The following is an 18,806-nucleotide window of genomic DNA, read 5'->3' as shown; positions in this document are numbered from 1 at the left end:
CGGGGTATCAACATATCTGGCGTTGACTTTTGGCACGCTGTTGAGTTCTCAAGGAACGGTCGCTTCCTTTGTACTCACCCTCTCGGGCTTTCCTCAGGGCTTCCCTTCGGTGTTTCAAACTCTATCAGGCTTTTTCCGTCTCTCTGACCGCCGTTCCGCGAGCATGCGGAAAGAAGATCTAGAGTCGGGTTCCGACGAGTTTGTTTTCTGTTCGGACGAGGACACTTTCGCGTCGCTCCGTCCCGAGCAGGAGTACGACTGTACAGGGGGCCCGGAACGCCATGCAAATCCGCACGGTTGGTGGTCTAGACCACTAGCTGCTAGCTTTCATCCGGAACCGCCACTTCCAATGACATACCCTGCTGCTCAGCCCGCGAGCAGCTCCACTTCTGGGAGGCTCCCATGACCACCGTGACGTCCCCTCTCGCCGGACGTGCCATCGGACTGGCCGCCGTGCCGGACCCCGTCTTCTCCGGGGCGATGGTCGGTCCCGGCACCGCGATCGACCCGGAGCGTGCGCCCTCCGAGGCCGTGTCGCCCGTGGACGGTGTGATCGTTTCCCTGCACCCGCACGCCTTCGTCGTGGTCGACGACAGCGGGCACGGCGTGCTCACCCACCTCGGTATCGACACCGTGCAGCTCAACGGCGAGGGCTTCGAGGTGCTCGTCAACAAGGGCGACACCGTGACCCGCGGTCAGGCGGTCGTGCGCTGGAACCCCGCTGCGGTCGAGGCGGCCGGCAAGTCCCCGGTGTGCCCCGTCGTCGCGCTGGAGGCCACGGCCGACTCCCTCTCCGATGTCCGCGAGAGCGGTGCCGTGGCGGTCGGCGCCGACCTCTTCTCCTGGAACTGACATACGTGCTGTCGTAAGGACGGCGTACAGGACGACCACCGCGGCGGCGGGGCCCGCCGCACTATCCGGAGACGGGTGAGATGGAGACAACGCTGCGAGGCGTCGGTGTGAGCCACGGGGTGGCGATCGGCGAGGTCCGGCACATGGGCACGGCGGTGCTGGAGCCGCCGGCCAAGCAGATCCCGGCGCAGGAGGCGGGGCGCGAGCAGGGCCGCGCCCGTCAGGCGGTCGACGCCGTGGCCGCCGATCTCATGGCGCGCGGCAACCTGGCCGGCGGCGAGGCCCAGGCGGTGCTCGAGGCGCAGGCCATGATGGCCCAGGACCCCGAGCTGATGGCGGACGTGGACCGGCGGATCGCCGTCGGCAGCACGGCCGAGCGCGCGGTGTACGACGCGTTCGCGGCGTACCGGGAGCTACTGGCCGGAGCGGGCGAGTACCTGGCCGGCCGGGTGGCCGATCTCGACGACGTGCGCAACCGTATCGTCGCCCGGCTGCTGGGTGTGCCCATGCCGGGTGTCCCGGACAGCGACCACCCCTATGTACTGGTGGCACGGGACCTGGCGCCCGCCGACACGGCGCTGCTCGACCCCTCCCTCGTGCTCGGCTTCGTGACCGAGGAGGGCGGTCCCACCAGTCACAGCGCGATCCTGGCGCGGGCGCTCGGAGTGCCGGCCGTGGTGGCGCTGCCCGGCGCGGTCGAGCTGGGCGAGGGCACGGTGGTCGCGGTGGACGGCAGCACCGGCGAGGTGTTCGTGGACCCGGACGAGGAGCGCAAGGGGCGGCTGACGGCGGCGGCCGCCGAGCGCCGGGCGGCGCTGGCCGCCTCGACCGGTCCGGGTGTGACGGCGGACGGGCACAAGGTGCCGCTGCTGGCCAATGTGGGCGGTCCGGCGGATGTGCCGGCGGCGGTGGCGGCCGGGGCCGAGGGTGTCGGTCTGTTCCGTACCGAGTTCCTGTTCCTGGACGACAGTGAGCACGCTCCTTCCGAGGAGAAGCAGATCGCGGCGTACCGGCAGGTGCTGGAGGCGTTTCCCGAGGGCCGGGTGGTCGTGCGGGTGCTGGACGCGGGCGCGGACAAGCCGCTGGCGTTCCTGACCCCGGCGGACGAGCCGAACCCGGCGCTGGGGGTGCGGGGTCTGCGGACGCTGCTGGACCATCCCGATGTGCTGCGCACCCAGTTGACGGCGCTGGCGAAGGCCGCCGAGGGGCTGCCCGTCCACCTTGAGGTGATGGCGCCCATGGTGGCGGACCGCGCGGACGCGAAGGCGTTCGCGGACGCCTGCCGGGCGGCGGGGCTGCGGGCGAAGTTCGGGGCCATGGTGGAGATCCCGTCGGCGGCGCTGCGGGCGCGGTCGATCCTCCAGGAGGTCGAGTTCCTGTCGCTGGGCACCAATGACCTCGCGCAGTACACCTTCGCGGCGGACCGGCAGGTGGGCGCGGTGTCGCGGTTGCAGGACCCGTGGCAGCCGGCGTTGCTCGACCTGGTCGCGCTGTCCGCGGAGGCGGCCCGTGCCGAGGGCAAGAGCTGCGGTGTGTGCGGCGAGGCGGCGTCCGATCCGCTGCTGGCCTGTGTGCTGACCGGTCTGGGTGTCACCTCCTTGTCCATGGGCGCGGCGTCGCTGCCGTATGTCCGGGCGACACTGGCGAAGTTCACGCTGGCGCAGTGCGAGCGGGCCGCGGCGGCGGCGCGGGCGGCGGACAGTGCCGAGGAGGCGCGGAGCGCGGCTCAGGGCGTGCTGTCCGGCGAGTAGCCGCCGGGCGGCCGGCGGCCGGGTGTTCAGGGGCGTCCCGCCTGCGGGTGGGGCGCCCCTGATGTGTCCCGGACGCGGCCCGGACGCGGTCTGGGGGGTGTCCCTCCGTCGCGTTCCCGGTCGTCTTCCGGTGTTGGCCGCGGTCAGTGGCGGTGGTCCGCTCCGCTGCTCTCCTCCCCCAGGTCCGGCGGTGCGCAGTAGTCGACGCCGGATTCGGGGGCGATGAGGTCGCCCGACTCGGCGTCGGTGCAGTAGGCGTCGAACACCTCGGCCGCGGTGAGCGGTTCGAGGGCGCCGGCGCGCAGCCGCCAGCCCTGGACGCGGTCGGCGGTGCCGGGGGCGCTGGTGCGCAGGACGAGTCCGCCGGGGCTGCGGGTGGCGAGGCCCAGGGCGAGGACGCTGGTGAACTCCAGGGCCTCGGCCTCGTCCAGACGGGTGGCGCCGTGGGCGTCCTCGTCGCCGTGCAGGACGGAGACGAGGGTTTCCGGTGCGCCCGAGACGGTGCACACGAGGTGCCGCTCGCCGGGCGGGGCGGTGTCGAGGATACGGACCACGAGGTCGGAGGCGCGGGTGAAGGCGGCCCGGCCGATGTCCTCGCCGCAGGTGGGGCAGGGGCCGAGGCGGGTCAGCAGGGTGGTGGCGTATTCCCAGGTGGCCCGGCGTACGGCCGCGTCGACGAGGGTGGGGACGAGCGCGGCGAGCGGGCCGCCGTCGTAGGGGACGGTGGGGCCGGTGGCGGCGAGTTCCGCGGTGAACCGGGTGCGGCTCGCGGGCAGGTCGGGGTCCAGGCCGGTCTCGGCGCAGTAGGCGGCGTAGTCCTCGGGGTCGAACAGGGCGAGGGTGGTGTGGCCGCCGTACGCGGCGCGGTTCTTCAGGACGTCCTCGACCTGGCGGAGGTAGGTCGGGTGGTCGTCGAAGGTGAAGCTGCGGTAGCGCCGCATGGCGCGGAAGTCGTGTTCGTCGGCGAGCAGGCCGATGGTGCCGGCGATCTCGCGGCGCAGGACGCTGCGCATGGTCCGGTCGTCGGTGTGCGCCATGTTTCCCCCATGTGTGCGCGGTCGATGAATGCTCACTCACCGTAACCGTCGGCACTGACAACGCCGGGTGAGAACGCTGTGACCTGCGGTTTACCGGATGCGGGTCGGCCCCGGAGACGTCGAGCACGACGGTGGTCCGGGGCCGTTCGCAGGGAGGCACGGCACGAAGGCACGAGGGGAGGCGCGAGGGGAAGGGGTCAGCCGCGCTTGCGGGCCAGTTCCTCGTAGTAGGCGAGCAGCGTGAGGTCGTCGATGGAGCCGGGGTTGACCGCCTTCTCCAGCGGGGTGCCCTGGAGGAGGCGCTTGACCGGGACCTCGATGCGTTTGCCGGTCAGGGTGTGCGGGACGCCGGGCACCTCGATGATCTCGTCGGGGATGTGGCGCGGCGAGAGCTGTTCGCGGATGGCCCGCTTGATCTTGTCCAGCAGCGCGTCGTCCAGCTCGGCGCCGGGGGCGAGGTGCACGAACAGCGGCATCCAGTAGCCGCCGTCGGGCTGTTCGATGCCGATGACCAGGGATTCCTTGATCTCGGGCAGCCGCTCGACCACCTCGTAGATGTCGGCGGAGCCCATGCGGACGCCCTGCCGGTTGAGGGTGGAGTCGGAGCGGCCGTGGATGATCACGCTGCCGCGCGAGGTGAGGGTGATCCAGTCGCCGTGGCGCCAGACGCCGGGGTAGGTGTCGAAGTAGCTGTCGTGGTACCGGCTGCCGTCGGGGTCGTTCCAGAAGCGGATCGGCATGGAGGGCATGGGCTTGGTGACGACGAGTTCGCCCACCTCGTCCACGAGGGGCTTGCCCGCGGGGTCCCAGGCCTGGAGGTCGGTGCCGAGGGTGGCGGCCTGGAGTTCACCGGTGTGCACGGGCAGGGTGGGGACGCCGCCCGCGAAGCAGGAGCAGACGTCGGTGCCGCCGCTGACGGAGGCGATCCACAGGTCCTCGCGGACCTCGTCGTGCAGCCAGCGGAAGCCGTCGGGCGGCAGCGGGGAGCCGGTGGTGGCGACGCACTCGACGCGGGAGACGTCGTAGTCGCGGGACGGGTGGACGCCGGCCTTGCGGCAGGCCATGACATAGGCGGCGGAGGTGCCGTAGAGGGTGGCTCCGGTGCGTTCGGCGACCTTCCACTGGGCGCCGGTGTCGGGATAGCCGGGGCTGCCGTCGTACAGGATGATCGTCGTACCCGTGAGCAGGCCGGAGACGAGGAAGTTCCACATCATCCAGCCGGTCGAGGTGTACCAGAAGAAGCGGTCCTCGGGGCCGAGGTCGCAGTGCAGGCCCAGCTGCTTGAGATGTTCGACCAGGATGCCGCCCTGGGACTGCACGATGGCCTTGGGCAGGCCGGTCGTACCCGAGGAGTAGAGCACCCACAGCGGGTGGTCGAAGGGGACCTGTTCGAAGACGGGCGCGGTGTCGCCGCAGGTCACGGCGGACCATTCGAGGGCGCCCTCGGGTGCCTCGGTGCCGAGCAGCGGGATGTGGACGACCGCGCGCAGGGTGGGCAGTTCGCGGCGGAGTTCGGCGACGGTCTCGCGGCGGTCGTGCTCCTTGCCGCCGTAGCGGTAGCCGTCGACGGTGAACAGGACGACGGGTTCGACCTGCTGGAAGCGGTCGAGGACGCTGCGGGCGCCGAAGTCGGGGGCGCAGGAGGTCCATACGGCGCCGACGGCCGCGGTGGCGAGCAGGGCGACGACGGCCTGCGGGATGTTGGGCAGGTAGCCGCTGACGCGGTCGCCGGGGTGTACGCCGAGGGCGCGCAGTTCGGCGGCGAGGGAGCCGACCTGGCCGCGCAGTTCGGCCCAGGTGACGGGGCGCGGTTCGTGGGTCTCGTCCACATGCAGCAGCGCGGGCTCGTCGGGGCGGTCCTCGGCGGCGCGCAGGGCGTGTTCCGCGTAGTTGAGGGTGGCGCCGGGGAACCACTGGGCGCCGGGCATCGTACGGTCCCCGAGCACCCGGCTGTACGGGGTGGAGAAGCGGACGTCGAACCATTCGGTGACGGCCTTCCAGAAGGCGTCCAGGTGGTCGACGGACCAGCGGTGCAGCGCGGCGTAGCCGCCGTCGGCCGGGGCCCCGTGGTGGGCGGCGGCCCACGCCTGGAACGCGGTGATGCGTGCCTGGGCGATCCGCGTGGGATCGGGCTGCCAGAGCGGCTGGGGGTTCGCGGTCGACATGGGCGGCTCCCGGACTGTACGCGTCGTGTGCGTCGGTCCGCGCACGGCTGGGTGTGCGCGTGACGCGGGCTGACAGGGACGATGCCACGTGATCGACTTCCACACCAGGGTGAGCTTCGTATCATCCGTCTGGCGAAACGGCGGGTCCGGCAGAGGTGAACGGAAGTTGAACGGCACGCCCGTCGGGGGCGCTCGGTGGCAGGGTGAGCAGCATGGACGGTCGTGACCTGGTGCGTTCGATGCGTGTGATCGGTTCGGGACGGGCTGCGCGGGGGGTGCGGGCGGCGTGGCGCAGACGGCGGATCGACGCCGCCGGGCTGCCGCGGCGGGGCGCGGAGCGGGCGCGGGTGCCGGGGCAGGTGGAGAGCGTGGAGCCGGGGCCCGGCGGCGGGGTGATCCGGTTCAGCCGCTCGGAGCTGCGGGTCACGGTCGCGGTGAACGGCGCGGTGTTCTGGGGCTGGGACGGGGCGGCGCCGCAGCCGTCGTACGCGCTGGCGGGCAGCGGCCCGGAGCCGGATCCGCGGGCGCTCCTGGAGCCGGACAAGGACGGCGGCTGGCGGGTGGTGGCCGAGCGGGTGACGGTCGTCGTCTCCCGGCACGGCGCGGTGGAGGTGTGCACGCCGGGCGGTGTGGTGCTCCGCCGGGAGCTGCCGCCGCGCTGGTGGGAGCCGGTCGGCGGGGGCGAGGCGCGGTGGATGCAGCGCTCGGAGGTGGCGGCGGACGCCCGGTTCTTCGGCCTCGGCGGGCGCGCGTCGGGGCCCCGGCTGCGCGACGGGTCGTACCGGCTGTGGAACACCGATCCCGGTGGTGCGTTCGGGCCGGGTGACGATCCGCTGTACCTGACGATGCCGGTGCAGCTGGTGGTGGCGGACGCGGGGACGCACCTGGTGTTCCACGACAGCACGTGGGACGGCACGGTGGTCCTGCGTGAGGGCGAGGAGGGCGCGGGGTCCGGGCACGACCGGGCGGGGCGCTGCGAGCTGCGGATGGACGGCGGGCCGCTGCGCTGCTGGGCGATGGTGGGTCCGCCGGCGCGGGTGCTGCTCACCTGGGCCTCGCTGACGGGGGCGCCCGCGCTGCCGCCCGCCTGGGCACTCGGTCACCAGCACGCGCGGTTCGGGTTCGGCAGCGAGCAGGAGGTGCGCCGGATCGTGGCGGGCTATCAGGAGCGCCGGCTGCCCCTGGACGCCGTCCATCTGGACATCGACCACTACGACGAGCACCGGGTGTTCACGGTCGACCGGGAGCGGTTCCCGAAGCTGCCGGTGCTCGCGGAGGAGCTGCGCCGGGACGGGATCCGGCTGGTGTCGGTGGTCGATCCGGCGGTGCGGGCGGCGCCGGGCGACGCGGTGTACGACGGCGGTACGGCGGTGGACGCCTTCGTGCGGGACGCGTCGGGGCGGCCGGTGCGGGGGGTGGTGTGGGCCGGTGAGTCCGTGTACCCGGACTTCACGCATCCGCGGGTGCGTCAGTGGTGGGGCGGGCTGTACGCGGAGCGGTTGGAGCAGGGGTTCGCGGGGTTCTGGCACGACATGAACGAGCCGGTGTCCTTCAACGCCTTCGGCGAGCCGACGCTGCCGCGCTCGGCCCGGCACGCGCTGGAGGGGCGCGGCGGGGATCATCGTGAGGCGCACAACGTGTACGGGCTGTGCATGGCGCGCGCGGGCTACGAGGGGCTGCGCGAACTCGCGCCCCAGGAGCGGCCGTTCCTGTTCTCGCGGTCGGGCTGGGCGGGGCTGCAGCGGTACGGCGGCACGTGGTCGGGCGAGGTGGCGACCGGCTGGCCGGGGCTGCGGGCGTCCCTGTCGCTGGTGCTGGGGCTCGGTCTGTGCGGGGTGCCGTACTCGGGCCCGGATGTCGGCGGGTTCGACGGCAGCCCGTCACCGGAGTTGTACCTGCGGTGGTTCCAACTCGGGGCGTACCTGCCGCTGTTCCGCACGCACGCGAGTGCGCGGGCCGGGCGGCGTGAGCCGTGGGAGTTCGGGCCCGAGGTGCTGGAGCACGCGCGGGCGGCCCTGCTCGAACGCCGCCGGCTGCTGCCGTACTTCGTGACGCTCTCCCATCTGGCCCGGCGCACCGGCGCGCCCTATGTACGGCCGGTGTGGTGGAGCGCGCCGGAGGACCGGGCCCTGCGCGACTGCGAGGACACGTTTCTGCTGGGTGACAGCCTGCTGGTGGCACCGGTGCTGGAACCGGGCGCGGACCGGCGGGTGGTGCGGCTGCCGCGGGGGCGGTGGTACGACACGGTGACGGAACGGGCGTACGAGGGCCCGGCCCAGGTCGTGGTGGAGGCGCCGCTGTCCCGGATACCGGTGTTCGCCCGAGCGGGCGCGGTGGTGCCGGTGCGGGGCGACGAGGGTCTCGAACTGGAGACCTGGGCGCCGGCGCCCGGCCGGACCGGGGGCGGTCTGGTGGTCCGGGACGGAGGCGACGGCTGGGACATACCGGAGATGGAGCGGTATGCGGCGCGGTGGGAAGGTGAGGAGGTGGTGGTGACTCGGGGGGACGAGACCGGGGCGGGTACGCCGCAGTGGCCGGTGCGGGTGCGGGGGTTGGGGTAGGGCGGGCTCGGGTGCGGTGAGTCGGGGGCGCTCCGCGGGGGGTGGGTGGCAGGGTCGGGTGAGGCAGACGTGGGGGGGCCGGGGGGCCAGGTCAGGGGCGCGCTGCCGGGGCCGGGCACGTGGGGATGCCCGGCTGGGGCGGTCGGTCAGTAGCGGCCCTCGAACCAGGCGCGGACGGCGACGCTGTGGAGGGGGAAGGCGAGGTCTTGGGGGCGGCGCAGGAGGTGCCAGCCCTCGGTCTCGGGGGTGGGGCCGGACGGGGGAAGGGCGTCGGCCGGGCGTTCGGGGAGGAGACCGAAGAGGAGCAGGTGGCCGTCGGGGGCGCTCATGGCGTCGACGAGGCGGACGTCGCGGGCGGCGGCGTCGATGCCGGTCTCCTCCTTGAGTTCGCGGACGACGGCCTGCTTCCAGTCCTCGCGGTCGTCCACGTAGCCGCCGGGCAGGGCGGTACCGCCGCGGGCGGGGGCGACGGTACGGGTGATGACGACCAGGGCGGTGCCCTCGGTGTCGTATACGGGCTGGAGCGCGATCGCCACGGGCAGCGGGTTGCGGTAGGCGACGGTGCCGCAGGACGGGCAGGTGCGCGGCCAGCCGGTGATGCCCTCTCCATAGGGCACCCCGCAGGCGGAACAGTGCGATCCCGGCGCGGAGTTGGCAGTTGGTTGCTGATTCTCGGACACGCGCGGACTGTATCCGATCACGGGAACGACGTCTTCCGTAAGTGGTGTTGTCCGGCATGGGCACGGTCTGGCCGATTCCGGTCGGCCGTGGGTCACGCCGTCGGCATGTGTCCCGGTCGGTGCAGCAGGGCGGCCGTGAACGTCTCGCGATGCTCCGCCAGCCACGTCTGCATGCGGTCCCAGCGTTCCCATCCACTGCGCTCGGCCAACGCCTTGAGGTAGAGGGCGTCGCCGTCGGCCACGCGGCGGGCGACGAAGGCCCGGCAGACCTCCGTGGCCTGCTCGATGACGCCGGGCAACCGAGCACGGTCCCCCGCCGTGAGGCCGTAGCCGTCGGCAAGGGTCCGCAGCCGTGCGGGCGCGTCCAGCCCGGCCGGGTGGACGGCGGCCGCGGATCGGGGATCGAGCATGGGCACCCAATAGCGTGCGGTCATGGCGACGTCCCAGAGCGGGCGGCCGGGAGCCGCCAGGTCGAAATCGATCAGGGCAACGGCGCGGCCGTCGCGGAAGACGACGTTCTCCGGGCACACGTCGTTGTGGCACAGCGTCGGTCCCCCCTCCGGGTCGGCCAGGTCGCGGGGCCACTCGGCGCGGGTGTCGACCGCGACGGTCGCGCTGGTCTCGTGCAGACGCCGCAGCAGGCTTCCCACCGATGCGAGGGCGGCCTTCGTCATCGCCCAGTCCGGGAAGGGCGGCAGGGGCACGTCGCCGGGGATGAACGTCAGCCGCTCACGGCCGTCCGCGGTGAGACCGACCGGGGTCGGCGCCGCGTCGAAGCCGTGCTCCTTCAGCGCGCGGAGATGGGTGTGCAGGGCGCGCACGTTGCGCGGTGCCGGGCGCTCGACCAGCGCACCGCGGCGCAAGACCGCCCCCGCGTTCGCCATCCCGCCGGCCAGTGCCTCGCCCTCGGCCGTCATGCCGATCACGCTACCGCCGGATCGACTTGTACGGCACCTTCCGGACCGACGGCGTGGGTTCCGCGCCGGACGCTCCCCACCGATCCTCCCGGCCGTGGCGGTCTCACTCCGGAGCGGTCGGCACGTCGCGGGCCTGGCGGTCCAGTTCGCTGCCGATCTCGTCCCGTAGCGCATCGTGTTGCGGGCCGAGCCTGAACCGCTCGTCACTCCACCGGTCACGCGGATACAGCCACACCAGCCTGCCCACCAGCTCGGCCGGCTCCCATGCGAATCGCGGCCAGACATGGGCGTGCAAGAACGGGTCCGTGTTGCCGAGGATCTCCAGGTTGAGTCGAGGATCAAGACCTGAATCCCCGCTCTCCCCACCGCCGGGGAGGGGGCTTTCGGGTGCCGTTCGACGTCACGCTCTGTGATCGGTCAGGAATGCTGTGTGAACGTCTCATGAACTGAGCCTGGGCGCACGTGCGCGGCGCCATCATGCTCCCGTGCACTCCTGGACGGACACTCTCCGCTTCGCCTTCCAGCCGCTGGTCAACCTGAGGACGGGCGCGGTCGCCGCACTGGAGGCATTCGCCCGCCCGGAGACCGGCGACATCGTGGCCGAGGCCCGCCGCGATCCCGAACTGGACGGCGCGCTGGCCGTGCTGGCGTTGCGCGCAGCCGTGCACCGGGAGCGGCTGCTGCCCCTGCACGTGAACGTGTTCGCGGCCACGCTCGCCGACCTCGGCGGCCTCACCCCGCTGCACGACGCGGTGCGAGCGGCGGGGCGGGGGCCCTGGGAGGTGACGCTGGACGTCGTACCGCCGTACACGCATGTGCCGCACCGGGCGTTACTGGAGGCGGTGGCGGCGCTGCGGGAGCAGGGGTTCCGGATCAGTGCCGACGGGGTCGGGGACGGCGACGTGCCGCTGCGGCTGCTCACCGATCTCTGTCCCGACCTGGTCAAGCTGGACGCCTCGCTGCTGGCCCGGCCGGCCGCGGTACGGGCGATGCGCACGCTGTGCGAGGAGCTGGCCGCCCTGGTCGTGGTGGAGGGGGTGGAGACCGAGGGCCAGTACGCGGCGGCGGTGTCGGCGGGAGCGCAACTGGCGCAGGGCGAGCTGTTCGCGCCGCCGGCCCGGATCCCCGCCGCGGACGTCTACGTGCCGTCCCCCTCCCCCGCCGCGCCCTCCGGGGCGGCGACCGGGCCGTCGGTGCGGGAGTTCGTGCGCCCGGCCGCCGTACTGCCGTTCACCGCGTCTGCGGGGCAGGTGCGGGCCCTGCTGACCGGCTCGCCGGACGTCTCCGGGGTGCTGCTGGTGGACCTGGCGGGCCGGCCGGTGCGGTCGGTGCACCGCTCGCGGTTCCTGCTGTCGATGTCCGGGCGCTACGGGCACGCGCTGTACGCCGATCGCCCTGCCGCGCGGCTCGGGGACGCCCCGCGCACGGTCGGGGTGGACGCCACCGCCTGGGAGGTGCTGGACGTGGTGGCGATCGGTGGCCGGGACCGGACCAGCGACGATGTCGCGGTGGTCGACGCGCACGGGCGGTGCGTGGGCGTCGTACGGCTCGCGGATCTGGTGCGGGCTTTGGCCGAGAGCCGGGTGGAGGAGGCGGCCGGGCTCAATCCGCTGACCCGGCTGCCGGGTTCGGACGCGATCACCGGGGAGGTGGACCGGCGGATCGCGGCCGGACGGCCGTTCGCACTGAGCTGGCTGGACATCGACCACTTCAAGGAGGTGAACGACGGGGCCGGGTTCGCGGCAGGTGACGAACTGATCCGCTCGGTGGGGCGGGCGCTGACGCAGGCGGTCGCCGGGCAGGCGCGGGTGGGGCACATCGGCGGGGACGACTTCCTGGTGCTGGCCGACGAGGAGGCGCTCGGGCCGCTGGCCGCGGCGGTACTGAACGCCCCCTGGTCGGCGGGCGGTCGGCCGGTCACGCTGTCGCTGGCGACCGTGGTGTGCGGGCCGGGCAGCGTGCGCGACCACCACGAGGCCGCCGCCGAGCTGGCTCCGCTGAAGCGGGCGGCGAAGGCGCTCGGCGGGGCGGGCTGGGTGCTCGGCCGTGCGGGGCTGGCCGGCCACGAGGTGCGGCGGGGTGGCGGGGCGGTGGCGTCGGTGCGGGCAGCGGCAGTCGAGCCTCCGCGGTGAACGGCCGCCGCCCGCAGCCTGTTGGGGCCGGCCCGTGCCTCAGCTGCCGACCGGCTGGCGGCGCGCGGCCGAGTGGCGCATGGCGTGCTGGATGAGGTCGATGAGCACGTCCTTGGCGGACTCCCGGTCGCGGGCGTCGCAGAGCAGCACGGGCACTCCGGGGTCCAGGTCGAGCGCCTGGCGGACCGAGTCGGCGGGGTAACGGGCGGCGCCGTCGAAGCAGTTGACGGCGACCAGGAAGGGGATGGAACGCCGCTCGAAGTAGTCGACGGCGGCGAAGCAGTCCTCCAGGCGGCGGGTGTCGGCGAGTACGACGGCGCCGAGCGCGCCCTCGGACAGCTCGTCCCACATGAACCAGAAGCGCTCCTGTCCTGGCGTGCCGAACAGGTACAGCACCAGGTCCTCGCGCAGGGTGATCCGGCCGAAGTCCATGGCCACGGTGGTGGTGCCCTTGGCCTCCACCCCGCTGGTGTCGTCGACCGGGCGCCCGGCCTCGGTCAGCCGCTCCTCGGTGCGCAGCGGCCGGATCTCGCTGATCGCGCCGACCAGGGTGGTCTTGCCCACCCCGAAGCCGCCCGCCACCAGGATCTTGAGCGTGACGGGCTCGACCGGGGAATCGCCGTGCTCACTGCGCCCGAGGACCATCGTTCACTTCTCCTGCTTGCCGGGGTTCGGGCGACGGGCGGCCGCAGCCGCCGCCACCGGGGGTTTTCGATGACGAGTACGCCGCGCGGGACCAGCTTCCTCAGCGGGCCGACCTCGCCGGACAGCGAGATCCGCGGGAAGCCGGTGCGGGCGGCGGGTTCGCCGGTGGCGCGTTCGTGCGCGGGGTGCGGGCGGACGACGGCGACGGCGCGGATCCCGTCGTCGTGCGCCTGCTGGAGGGCGGGCGCGAGCACGTCCAGGGCGGGGGCGCGGATGCCGGTGACGGCGGCGGGCCGGTGATCGCGGTGGCCGGTTCCGTGCAGGTGCCGCCTCGGCCGACCCGGAACTGGCAGCCTGCCACCTCAGTACTCCGCTTCCGCGCCGGTCACAGCGCCCGCAGGCCGTTGATCACGTCGCGCAGAATACTCTCGTCCGGCAGCTCGGCCGGGGGCACCGGCCGGGTGACATGGACGAGTTCCGCGTGCACGAGATCGCCGACGAGGACCCGGACGACACCGATGGGCAGGTCGAGTTCCGCGGCCAGTTCGGCGACCGACTGCGGGGTGCCGCGGCACAGGTCCACGATGTCCACGTGCTCGGGCGAGAGCGTCGGGTCCGTCTCCGGGTCCCCGGCGGCGGGCTCCGTGACGACCACCGCGATCAGATCGAGGCGGTGCTGGGCCGTACTGGTGGTACGGCCGCGCGTCATGGCGTAGGGGCGGACGACCGGTCCGGCGTCGTCGTCGAACCAGTGGCTGCTCACCTGACCGTCTTCGCTCATGTCATCCCACTACCCGCCCGTGGGCAGGCCCGTGCGCGGGGCGGTGCCCAGGTGCACACCGACCCGCTTGACCAGGAGCGTCATCTCGTAGGCGACCTGGCCGACGTCGGAGTCGGCGTCGGACAGGACGGCCAGGCAACTGCCGTCGCCCGCGGCGGTGACGAACAGGAAGGCGTCGTCCAGCTCGACGACGGTCTGGCGGACGCCGCCCGCGTCGAAGTGGCGGCCCACACCCTTGGCGAGGCTGTGGAAACCGGATGCCACGGCGGCCAGGTGCTCGCCGTCCTCCCTGGTCAGGTCCTTGGACACGCCGGTGGGCAGCCCGTCGCCGGAGAGAATGACGGCCTTGCGGATGCTGGCGACGCGGTCGACGAGGTCGTTCAGGAGCCAGTCGAGCTCCCCGTTGCCCGTCGCCGTGTGGTCGGTCGCCTTCGGTGCGGTCATCGACCGTCCCCCTTAGTGGTTCCTTGTGCTGTGCCGGTGTGGGCGGTCTCGCCCGTGGCATTCTCCTCCCGGCCGCGCTGCCAGCCGCGCTGGAGCGAGGCCATCCGGCTGCGGACCTCGTCGGCGTCCCGGTCGGCGGGCGCTTCGGTGCGCCCGGAACCGCGTTCGGGGTCCTGCCTGAGCTGGGGGGCGAGGCTGGCCTGCCGCACGCGGCGGGGCAGGGCTCCATCGCCGGGTCCGGCGGCGGGGTCGCCGTCGCGGGGGGTGCGGGTGGGGCCGCCGTCGCGAGGGATGTCGGCGGAGCCACCGGGGGCGTCCGGGCCGTCGGGGGCGCTCGCGGCGGGACGGGTGCGCCGGGGAAGTGCGGGGATGCCCGGCCGGTTGGGGCCGGTGGCCGGAGTCGGGCCGGGCGTGGCGGAGTTGGTGGGCGGAGGCGCCGCCTCGCCCGCACCGGCCCGGTCGGCCGGTTCCGCCGGGCGCGGGGCGGCCGTCGTGCGGCGCGGCAGGGGGGCCGGCGCATCCCGGCGCGGCTCGCGGTCGGCGCGCTGCGGCTCGCGGTCGGAGCCGTACGCGTCCCGGTCGGGGCCGTACGCGTCGCCGTCGTGCCCGTTCCCGCCGGGGCCGTGCCCCTCTCCGGCGGCGGGGTCCGAGTCCGCCGGGTCGCGGCGGTGGGGGCGCTGGTCGGTGACCGGCCGGCCGTGCGAGCTGACCAGCTTGGGCGGCTGGCGGCGCGGCAGCGGTACGAGCCCGTGCTCGCCGGTCCCCTTCCCCGCCGGGCGCTCGGTCCCCGGTTCCCGCGCGGGGCCGTCGCCCCGGTTCAGGGCGCGGCGGTGGCGGAAGATCCCGCCGCGCTCGCTGTCCTCGTCCGGCAGGGCGCCGGGGAAGTCGGCCAGGGCGTCGAGGTCGACGGGTGCCTCCAGTTCCACCGGGCCGTCCAGGACGGTGGTGGGCAGGCCGGGCAGCGCCGCGCGGGAACGGCCCGAGGCACGCCCGGAGTTCCTCGCCGAGCGCTCTCGGTCGAGGCGGAAGCCGATGCCGTTGGTGTCCGGGACCTCGTCGCTGAGCAGCGCGTCCGGGATGAAGACGATCGCGGTGGTGCCGCCGTAGGGCGAGGGCTGGAGGGAGACGCGGACGTTCTGGCGCTGGGCGAGGCGGCTGACCACGAACAGGCCGAGCCGGTCGGTGTCGGAGAGCTCGAACTCCGGGGTCTCGGCGAGGCGCAGGTTGTTGTCCAGCAGCGCCTCGGGGGTCATGCCGAGTCCCCGGTCGTGTATCTCCAGGGTGAAGCCGTTGGCGACCCGCTCGCCGATGACCTGGACGGCGGTGTGCGGGGGCGAGAACACCGTGGCGTTCTCCAGGAGTTCGGCCACGAGGTGGGTGAGGTCGGCGACGGCCGGGCCGGTCACGGCGACCCTGGGCAGGCGCCGTACCTCGACCCGCTCGTAGTCCTCGACCTCGGCAACGGCGGCGCGGACCACGTCCATCAGCTGCACCGGGCGGCGCCACTGCCGGGAGGGCGCCGCGCCGGAGAGGATCACCAGGCCCTCGGCGTGCCGGCGCATCCGGGTGGTGAGGTGGTCCAGGCGGAAGAGGTCGGCGAGTTCGTCGGTGTCCTCGGTGCGGCGTTCCATGGTGTCGAGCAGGGTGAGCTGCTTGTGCAGCAGCACCTGGCTGCGGCGGGCGAGGTTGACGAAGACCTCGGAGACGCCGGCGCGCAGTTCGGACTGCTTGACGGCGGCCTCGACGGCGGCGCGCTGAAGGGTGTTGAGGGCCTGCCCGACCTCGCCTATCTCATTCTTGTCGTACTCCAGGCGCGGCACCTCGGTCTCCACGTCGACCTGCTCGCCGGCCGACAGGCGGCGCATCACGCCGGGCAGCCGGACGCCGGCGGCCTCGTGCGCCTCCAGGCGCAGCCGGCGCAGGTCGCGGATGAGGCCGCGGCCGATCCGGACGGACAGCACGAGGGAGAAGACCACGGCGATCAGCCCGAGCAGGCCCGCGACGACGGCCTGCGCGATGACCCGCATGGCGACGGGATGCATACGGTGCTGGAACCGGTCGCCCGCCTGGTCGTCCAGGGTGCCGAGGTCGGCCAGGGCGCTTCCCGCGGCGGAGTCCCAGCTCTCGGCGGTGACCCCGCCGGGGGTGCCGGAGCCGTGCTCGATGACGGACGCCTCGGCCGAACGCAGCGGGGCGGTAGCGGCGTTGTCCCAGAACCGTTCGTAGCGCTCGCGTTCGGCCGCGGGCAGCAGCGGCAGGCTGATGTCGTACAGCAGGGTGCGCTGGGCGACGAGGTCGGAGATCTGCCGGATCTCCTCGCGGGTGAGCCGGCCCACCAGGAGGGAGGAGCCGAGCAGGGCGTCCTCACGGGAGAGCAGTTCACGGGCTCGGGTGAGGTTGACCAGGGCGTGCGCCTGCTGGTCCATCCCGACGTCGTCGATGCCGTCGAGCCCGGCGAGCAGCGCGTAACAGGGGTCGATCAGGCGGTCGTAGAGGTCGAGGGCACGGGCGCGGCTGATGGTGCCGTCCTCGACGCTGTGGCGCAGCGAGTCCAGGCCGCCGAAGGCGTCCAGGACGGCCGTGAGGTGTTCGCCGCCCTGGCTGCCGAGGGCGTGGCGCAGATGGCGCCGCTGCGCGTTCTCGCGGACCTTCGCGATCGCACGGTCGCTGGCGGTGCGGGTGCGCTGCAGCGCCGACAGGGAGTCGGAGGCGCGTGGGTCGGCGAGGTAGACGAGGGTCTGGCGGCGCTCCTGTTCGAGGACGCGGACGGTGTCCTCGGTGGGATAGCCGATGTTCCGCATGACATCGGACACCCGAAAGAGCTGGGCCACGTCACGGCCGGTGACCACCGTGGCGAAACCCCAGATGGCGGTCAGCGACAGCAGCGGCACGAGAAGCAGCGCCACGATCTTCCGGCGGATCGACTTCCCGCGAAAGCGCATGGCCTCCCCCAGCTCGACCCCCGCGGGCCGGGGGTGCGCATGTGCGTCAACAAACAAACGGCGCGAGCCTACTACCGCCTTACAGGTAACTCGAAGGCGTGTCCGGAAGGTGAACTCCCTTAGCGGCGGCGGCACGGGGCGAGTTGTCCGGGCATTGCGGGAGATTGCCACCGTGATCCGGCGGGTACTCCGTAGCCGGACGGCAGGGCGGGGGTCGGCGGTTGGCTGGAATCTTTCCCAGGACGGGAATCTTCGCGGGGTGTTGTTCGTCCTTCTCCACGGGAGTTGGGGGCGGATTGGGCCAGGGGAGCCCCGCCTCGCACCCCGGCCGCGTAAATCCGCGCAAGCCGGGCAGCTACTGGGGAGTCGGGGCTCCGGATACCGGGGCGAGGGGTCCTCGGGCGGTGGGGAGTGAGTGACACGGTGAAGGGCACTGCGCAGCGGTACGGGATACAGCAGGACCGCCGGCCGTTGTGGGTCGAGGAGCCCGCGCGGCGGCATCCGCTGCCCGATCCGGTGCGGACGGCGGCGGTGCGTGCACTGATCATCATCTCGGTCACGCTGATAGAGGCGATGGTGGCGTTCCTGTGCACCATGGCCGAGTCCTGGCCGGCGTTCCCCATGGTGATCAGCAGTGTGCTGAGCACCGTGGTGGCCACCTGGGCCGTGGTCGACGTCTGGGTCACCCGCCAGGTGTGGAACCAGCGGTACGGCGTGGTCTCCGAGCCCAGCAGCACGGCCCGCGCGCTGCGCCGCGAACGCCGGGCGCGCCGGCGCGCGGAGCGGCGGGCGCTGCGGGAGCAGGAGCGGATAAGGCGGCGGGGCGGCGCGGGGCAGCTCTCGCACCCCTGAGCCGAACCGCGGGCCGCACCGTCCGGTGGGCCTGCCGGGCGCACCGTCCGGTGGGCCGGCCCACCAGCTTGATTCGGCCACTTCGGTACGATGACGTCGCGTAGGGCGCGGGCACGGGCGCTGTGCGCGACAGATTCCGGACCGGCCGACAGGTGGTGGGAGCCGAGCCATGGCCCACGCGCGCAAGCAGCAGACGGCCGGGGCGGTGCAGTCGGTGGACCGCGCCGTGAGCGTGCTGGAGATCCTCGCCCGCGACGGCGAGGCGGGCGTCACCGAGATCGCCACCGAGCTGGAGGTGCACAAGTCCACGGCGTTCCGGCTGCTCGGTGTCCTGGAGAACCGGGGCCTGGTCGCGCAGGAGAAGGAGCGCGGCAAGTACTACCTCGGGGCCGGTGTACTGCGCCTGGCCGGGGCGGCGGCGGTGCGGCTGGACATCTCCCGGGAGGGCGTCCCGGTCTGCCGGGACGTCGCCGACGAGCTGGGCGAGACGGTGAACATCGCGGTGCCGGACGAAGACGCCGCCGTCAACATCATGCAGGCCCGTGGCACGGCCTCGGTGGCCGCGCAGAACTGGCTGGGCCGGCGCACCCCGCTGCACGCCACCTCCAGCGGCAAGGTGCTGCTCGCGCATCTGCCGCCCGCCGCGCGCGAGAGCCTGCTCGCACGGCCCCTGCACCGGTTCACCGAACACACCGTCACCGACGCCGCGAGGCTGCGGGACGAGCTGGCCACCGTGGTGGAGCGGGGCTACGGCGTGACGGTCGAGGAGCTGGAGCCGGGCCTCGCCGCGGTGGCCGCGCCGGTGCGGGCGCACGACGGCGAGGTGATCGCGGCGATCAGCGTCTCCGGACCGGTGTACCGGCTGAACTCCGGCCGGCTGGCGGAGACGGCCCGGCGCACGGTCGCGGCGGCCACGGAGCTGTCCCGCCGCATGGGCTACGGCTTCTGAACCGCGACCCCCGGAAAACGGCGCGCGTGCGGCAGGACCGTACGCCGACGGCGGGACCGCGCGGCGCCGGTGCGGCCGTACCCGCCGGTGAGGCCGCA

The 18,806-nt window shown here is 73.4% G+C and carries 14 protein-coding genes and 1 pseudogene; 6 read left to right on the top strand and 9 right to left on the bottom strand.

Translation table 11 applies throughout. From position 1 onward, the window contains the following. The first annotated feature begins 402 nt into the window (after window positions 1-402). Window positions 403-852, top strand: a complete 450-nt coding sequence (locus ACZ7EC_RS26080) for a PTS sugar transporter subunit IIA (protein WP_471066189.1) — start codon at window positions 403-405, stop codon at window positions 850-852. 80 nt (window positions 853-932) lie between these two features. Continuing rightward, entirely contained in the window at window positions 933-2,603 is a 1,671-nt protein-coding gene (gene ptsP, locus ACZ7EC_RS26075) for a phosphoenolpyruvate--protein phosphotransferase (RefSeq protein ID WP_471066187.1), read from the top strand. Between the two features lie 143 nt (window positions 2,604-2,746). Here ptsP and ACZ7EC_RS26070 read toward each other — a convergent pair whose 3' ends face one another. After that, the gene (locus tag ACZ7EC_RS26070; protein ID WP_471066185.1) at window positions 2,747-3,640 is read right to left on the bottom strand and encodes a hypothetical protein; all 894 of its coding nucleotides are present in this window, start codon (window positions 3,638-3,640) and stop codon (window positions 2,747-2,749) included. Window positions 3,641-3,837: 197 nt separating this feature from the next. Beyond that, window positions 3,838-5,805: an acetoacetate--CoA ligase gene (locus ACZ7EC_RS26065; protein ID WP_471066183.1), complete on the bottom strand. Its 1,968-nt coding sequence runs from the start codon at window positions 5,803-5,805 to the stop codon at window positions 3,838-3,840. A gap of 212 nt (window positions 5,806-6,017) precedes the next feature. Between ACZ7EC_RS26065 and ACZ7EC_RS26060 the strand changes: the two genes are divergently transcribed. Beyond that, window positions 6,018-8,366 (top strand): glycoside hydrolase family 31 protein, encoded by a 2,349-nt coding sequence (locus tag ACZ7EC_RS26060; RefSeq protein ID WP_471066181.1) that lies wholly within the window; start codon window positions 6,018-6,020, stop codon window positions 8,364-8,366. Window positions 8,367-8,512: 146 nt separating this feature from the next. Here ACZ7EC_RS26060 and ACZ7EC_RS26055 read toward each other — a convergent pair whose 3' ends face one another. The 3 genes and pseudogenes from ACZ7EC_RS26055 to ACZ7EC_RS26045 all read right to left on the bottom strand — a co-directional run. After that, window positions 8,513-9,046, bottom strand: a complete 534-nt coding sequence (locus ACZ7EC_RS26055) for an NUDIX domain-containing protein (protein ID WP_471066180.1) — start codon at window positions 9,044-9,046, stop codon at window positions 8,513-8,515. A 92-nt stretch (window positions 9,047-9,138) separates the two neighbouring features. After that, a complete protein-coding gene (locus tag ACZ7EC_RS26050) occupies window positions 9,139-9,963 on the bottom strand; it encodes a phosphotransferase (RefSeq protein ID WP_471066178.1) in 825 nt (274 codons plus the stop codon). A gap of 103 nt (window positions 9,964-10,066) precedes the next feature. After that, window positions 10,067-10,306, bottom strand: a pseudogene (locus tag ACZ7EC_RS26045) (hypothetical protein); the annotation flags it as partial. A gap of 142 nt (window positions 10,307-10,448) precedes the next feature. Here ACZ7EC_RS26045 and ACZ7EC_RS26040 point away from each other — a divergent pair. Then, window positions 10,449-12,095 (top strand): EAL domain-containing protein, encoded by a 1,647-nt coding sequence (locus ACZ7EC_RS26040; RefSeq protein ID WP_471066176.1) that lies wholly within the window; start codon window positions 10,449-10,451, stop codon window positions 12,093-12,095. Between the two features lie 39 nt (window positions 12,096-12,134). On the opposite strand, the gene ACZ7EC_RS26035 is transcribed toward ACZ7EC_RS26040, so the two are convergent. From ACZ7EC_RS26035 to ACZ7EC_RS26020, 4 genes are all read right to left on the bottom strand, one after another. After that, the gene (locus tag ACZ7EC_RS26035; RefSeq protein WP_471066174.1) at window positions 12,135-12,740 is read right to left on the bottom strand and encodes a GTP-binding protein; all 606 of its coding nucleotides are present in this window, start codon (window positions 12,738-12,740) and stop codon (window positions 12,135-12,137) included. 385 nt (window positions 12,741-13,125) lie between these two features. Continuing rightward, window positions 13,126-13,521, bottom strand: a complete 396-nt coding sequence (locus ACZ7EC_RS26030) for a DUF742 domain-containing protein (RefSeq protein WP_397987004.1) — start codon at window positions 13,519-13,521, stop codon at window positions 13,126-13,128. A 9-nt stretch (window positions 13,522-13,530) separates the two neighbouring features. Further along, window positions 13,531-13,965 (bottom strand): roadblock/LC7 domain-containing protein, encoded by a 435-nt coding sequence (locus ACZ7EC_RS26025; RefSeq protein WP_471066172.1) that lies wholly within the window; start codon window positions 13,963-13,965, stop codon window positions 13,531-13,533. Then, window positions 13,962-16,907: a sensor histidine kinase gene (locus ACZ7EC_RS26020; protein WP_471066170.1), complete on the bottom strand. Its 2,946-nt coding sequence runs from the start codon at window positions 16,905-16,907 to the stop codon at window positions 13,962-13,964. The genes ACZ7EC_RS26025 and ACZ7EC_RS26020 overlap by 4 nt, the downstream gene beginning before the upstream one ends. 336 nt (window positions 16,908-17,243) lie before the next feature. Between ACZ7EC_RS26020 and ACZ7EC_RS26015 the strand changes: the two genes are divergently transcribed. Both ACZ7EC_RS26015 and ACZ7EC_RS26010 read left to right on the top strand, forming a co-directional pair. Continuing rightward, entirely contained in the window at window positions 17,244-17,759 is a 516-nt protein-coding gene (locus tag ACZ7EC_RS26015; protein WP_471066217.1) for a hypothetical protein, read from the top strand. 169 nt (window positions 17,760-17,928) lie between these two features. Beyond that, window positions 17,929-18,708, top strand: a complete 780-nt coding sequence (locus ACZ7EC_RS26010) for an IclR family transcriptional regulator (protein ID WP_471066168.1) — start codon at window positions 17,929-17,931, stop codon at window positions 18,706-18,708. Window positions 18,709-18,806: the final 98 nt, after the last annotated feature.

Source organism: Streptomyces sp. NPDC037203 (genome assembly GCF_055605065.1).
This window is presented reverse-complemented; position numbering and strand designations above follow the sequence as displayed.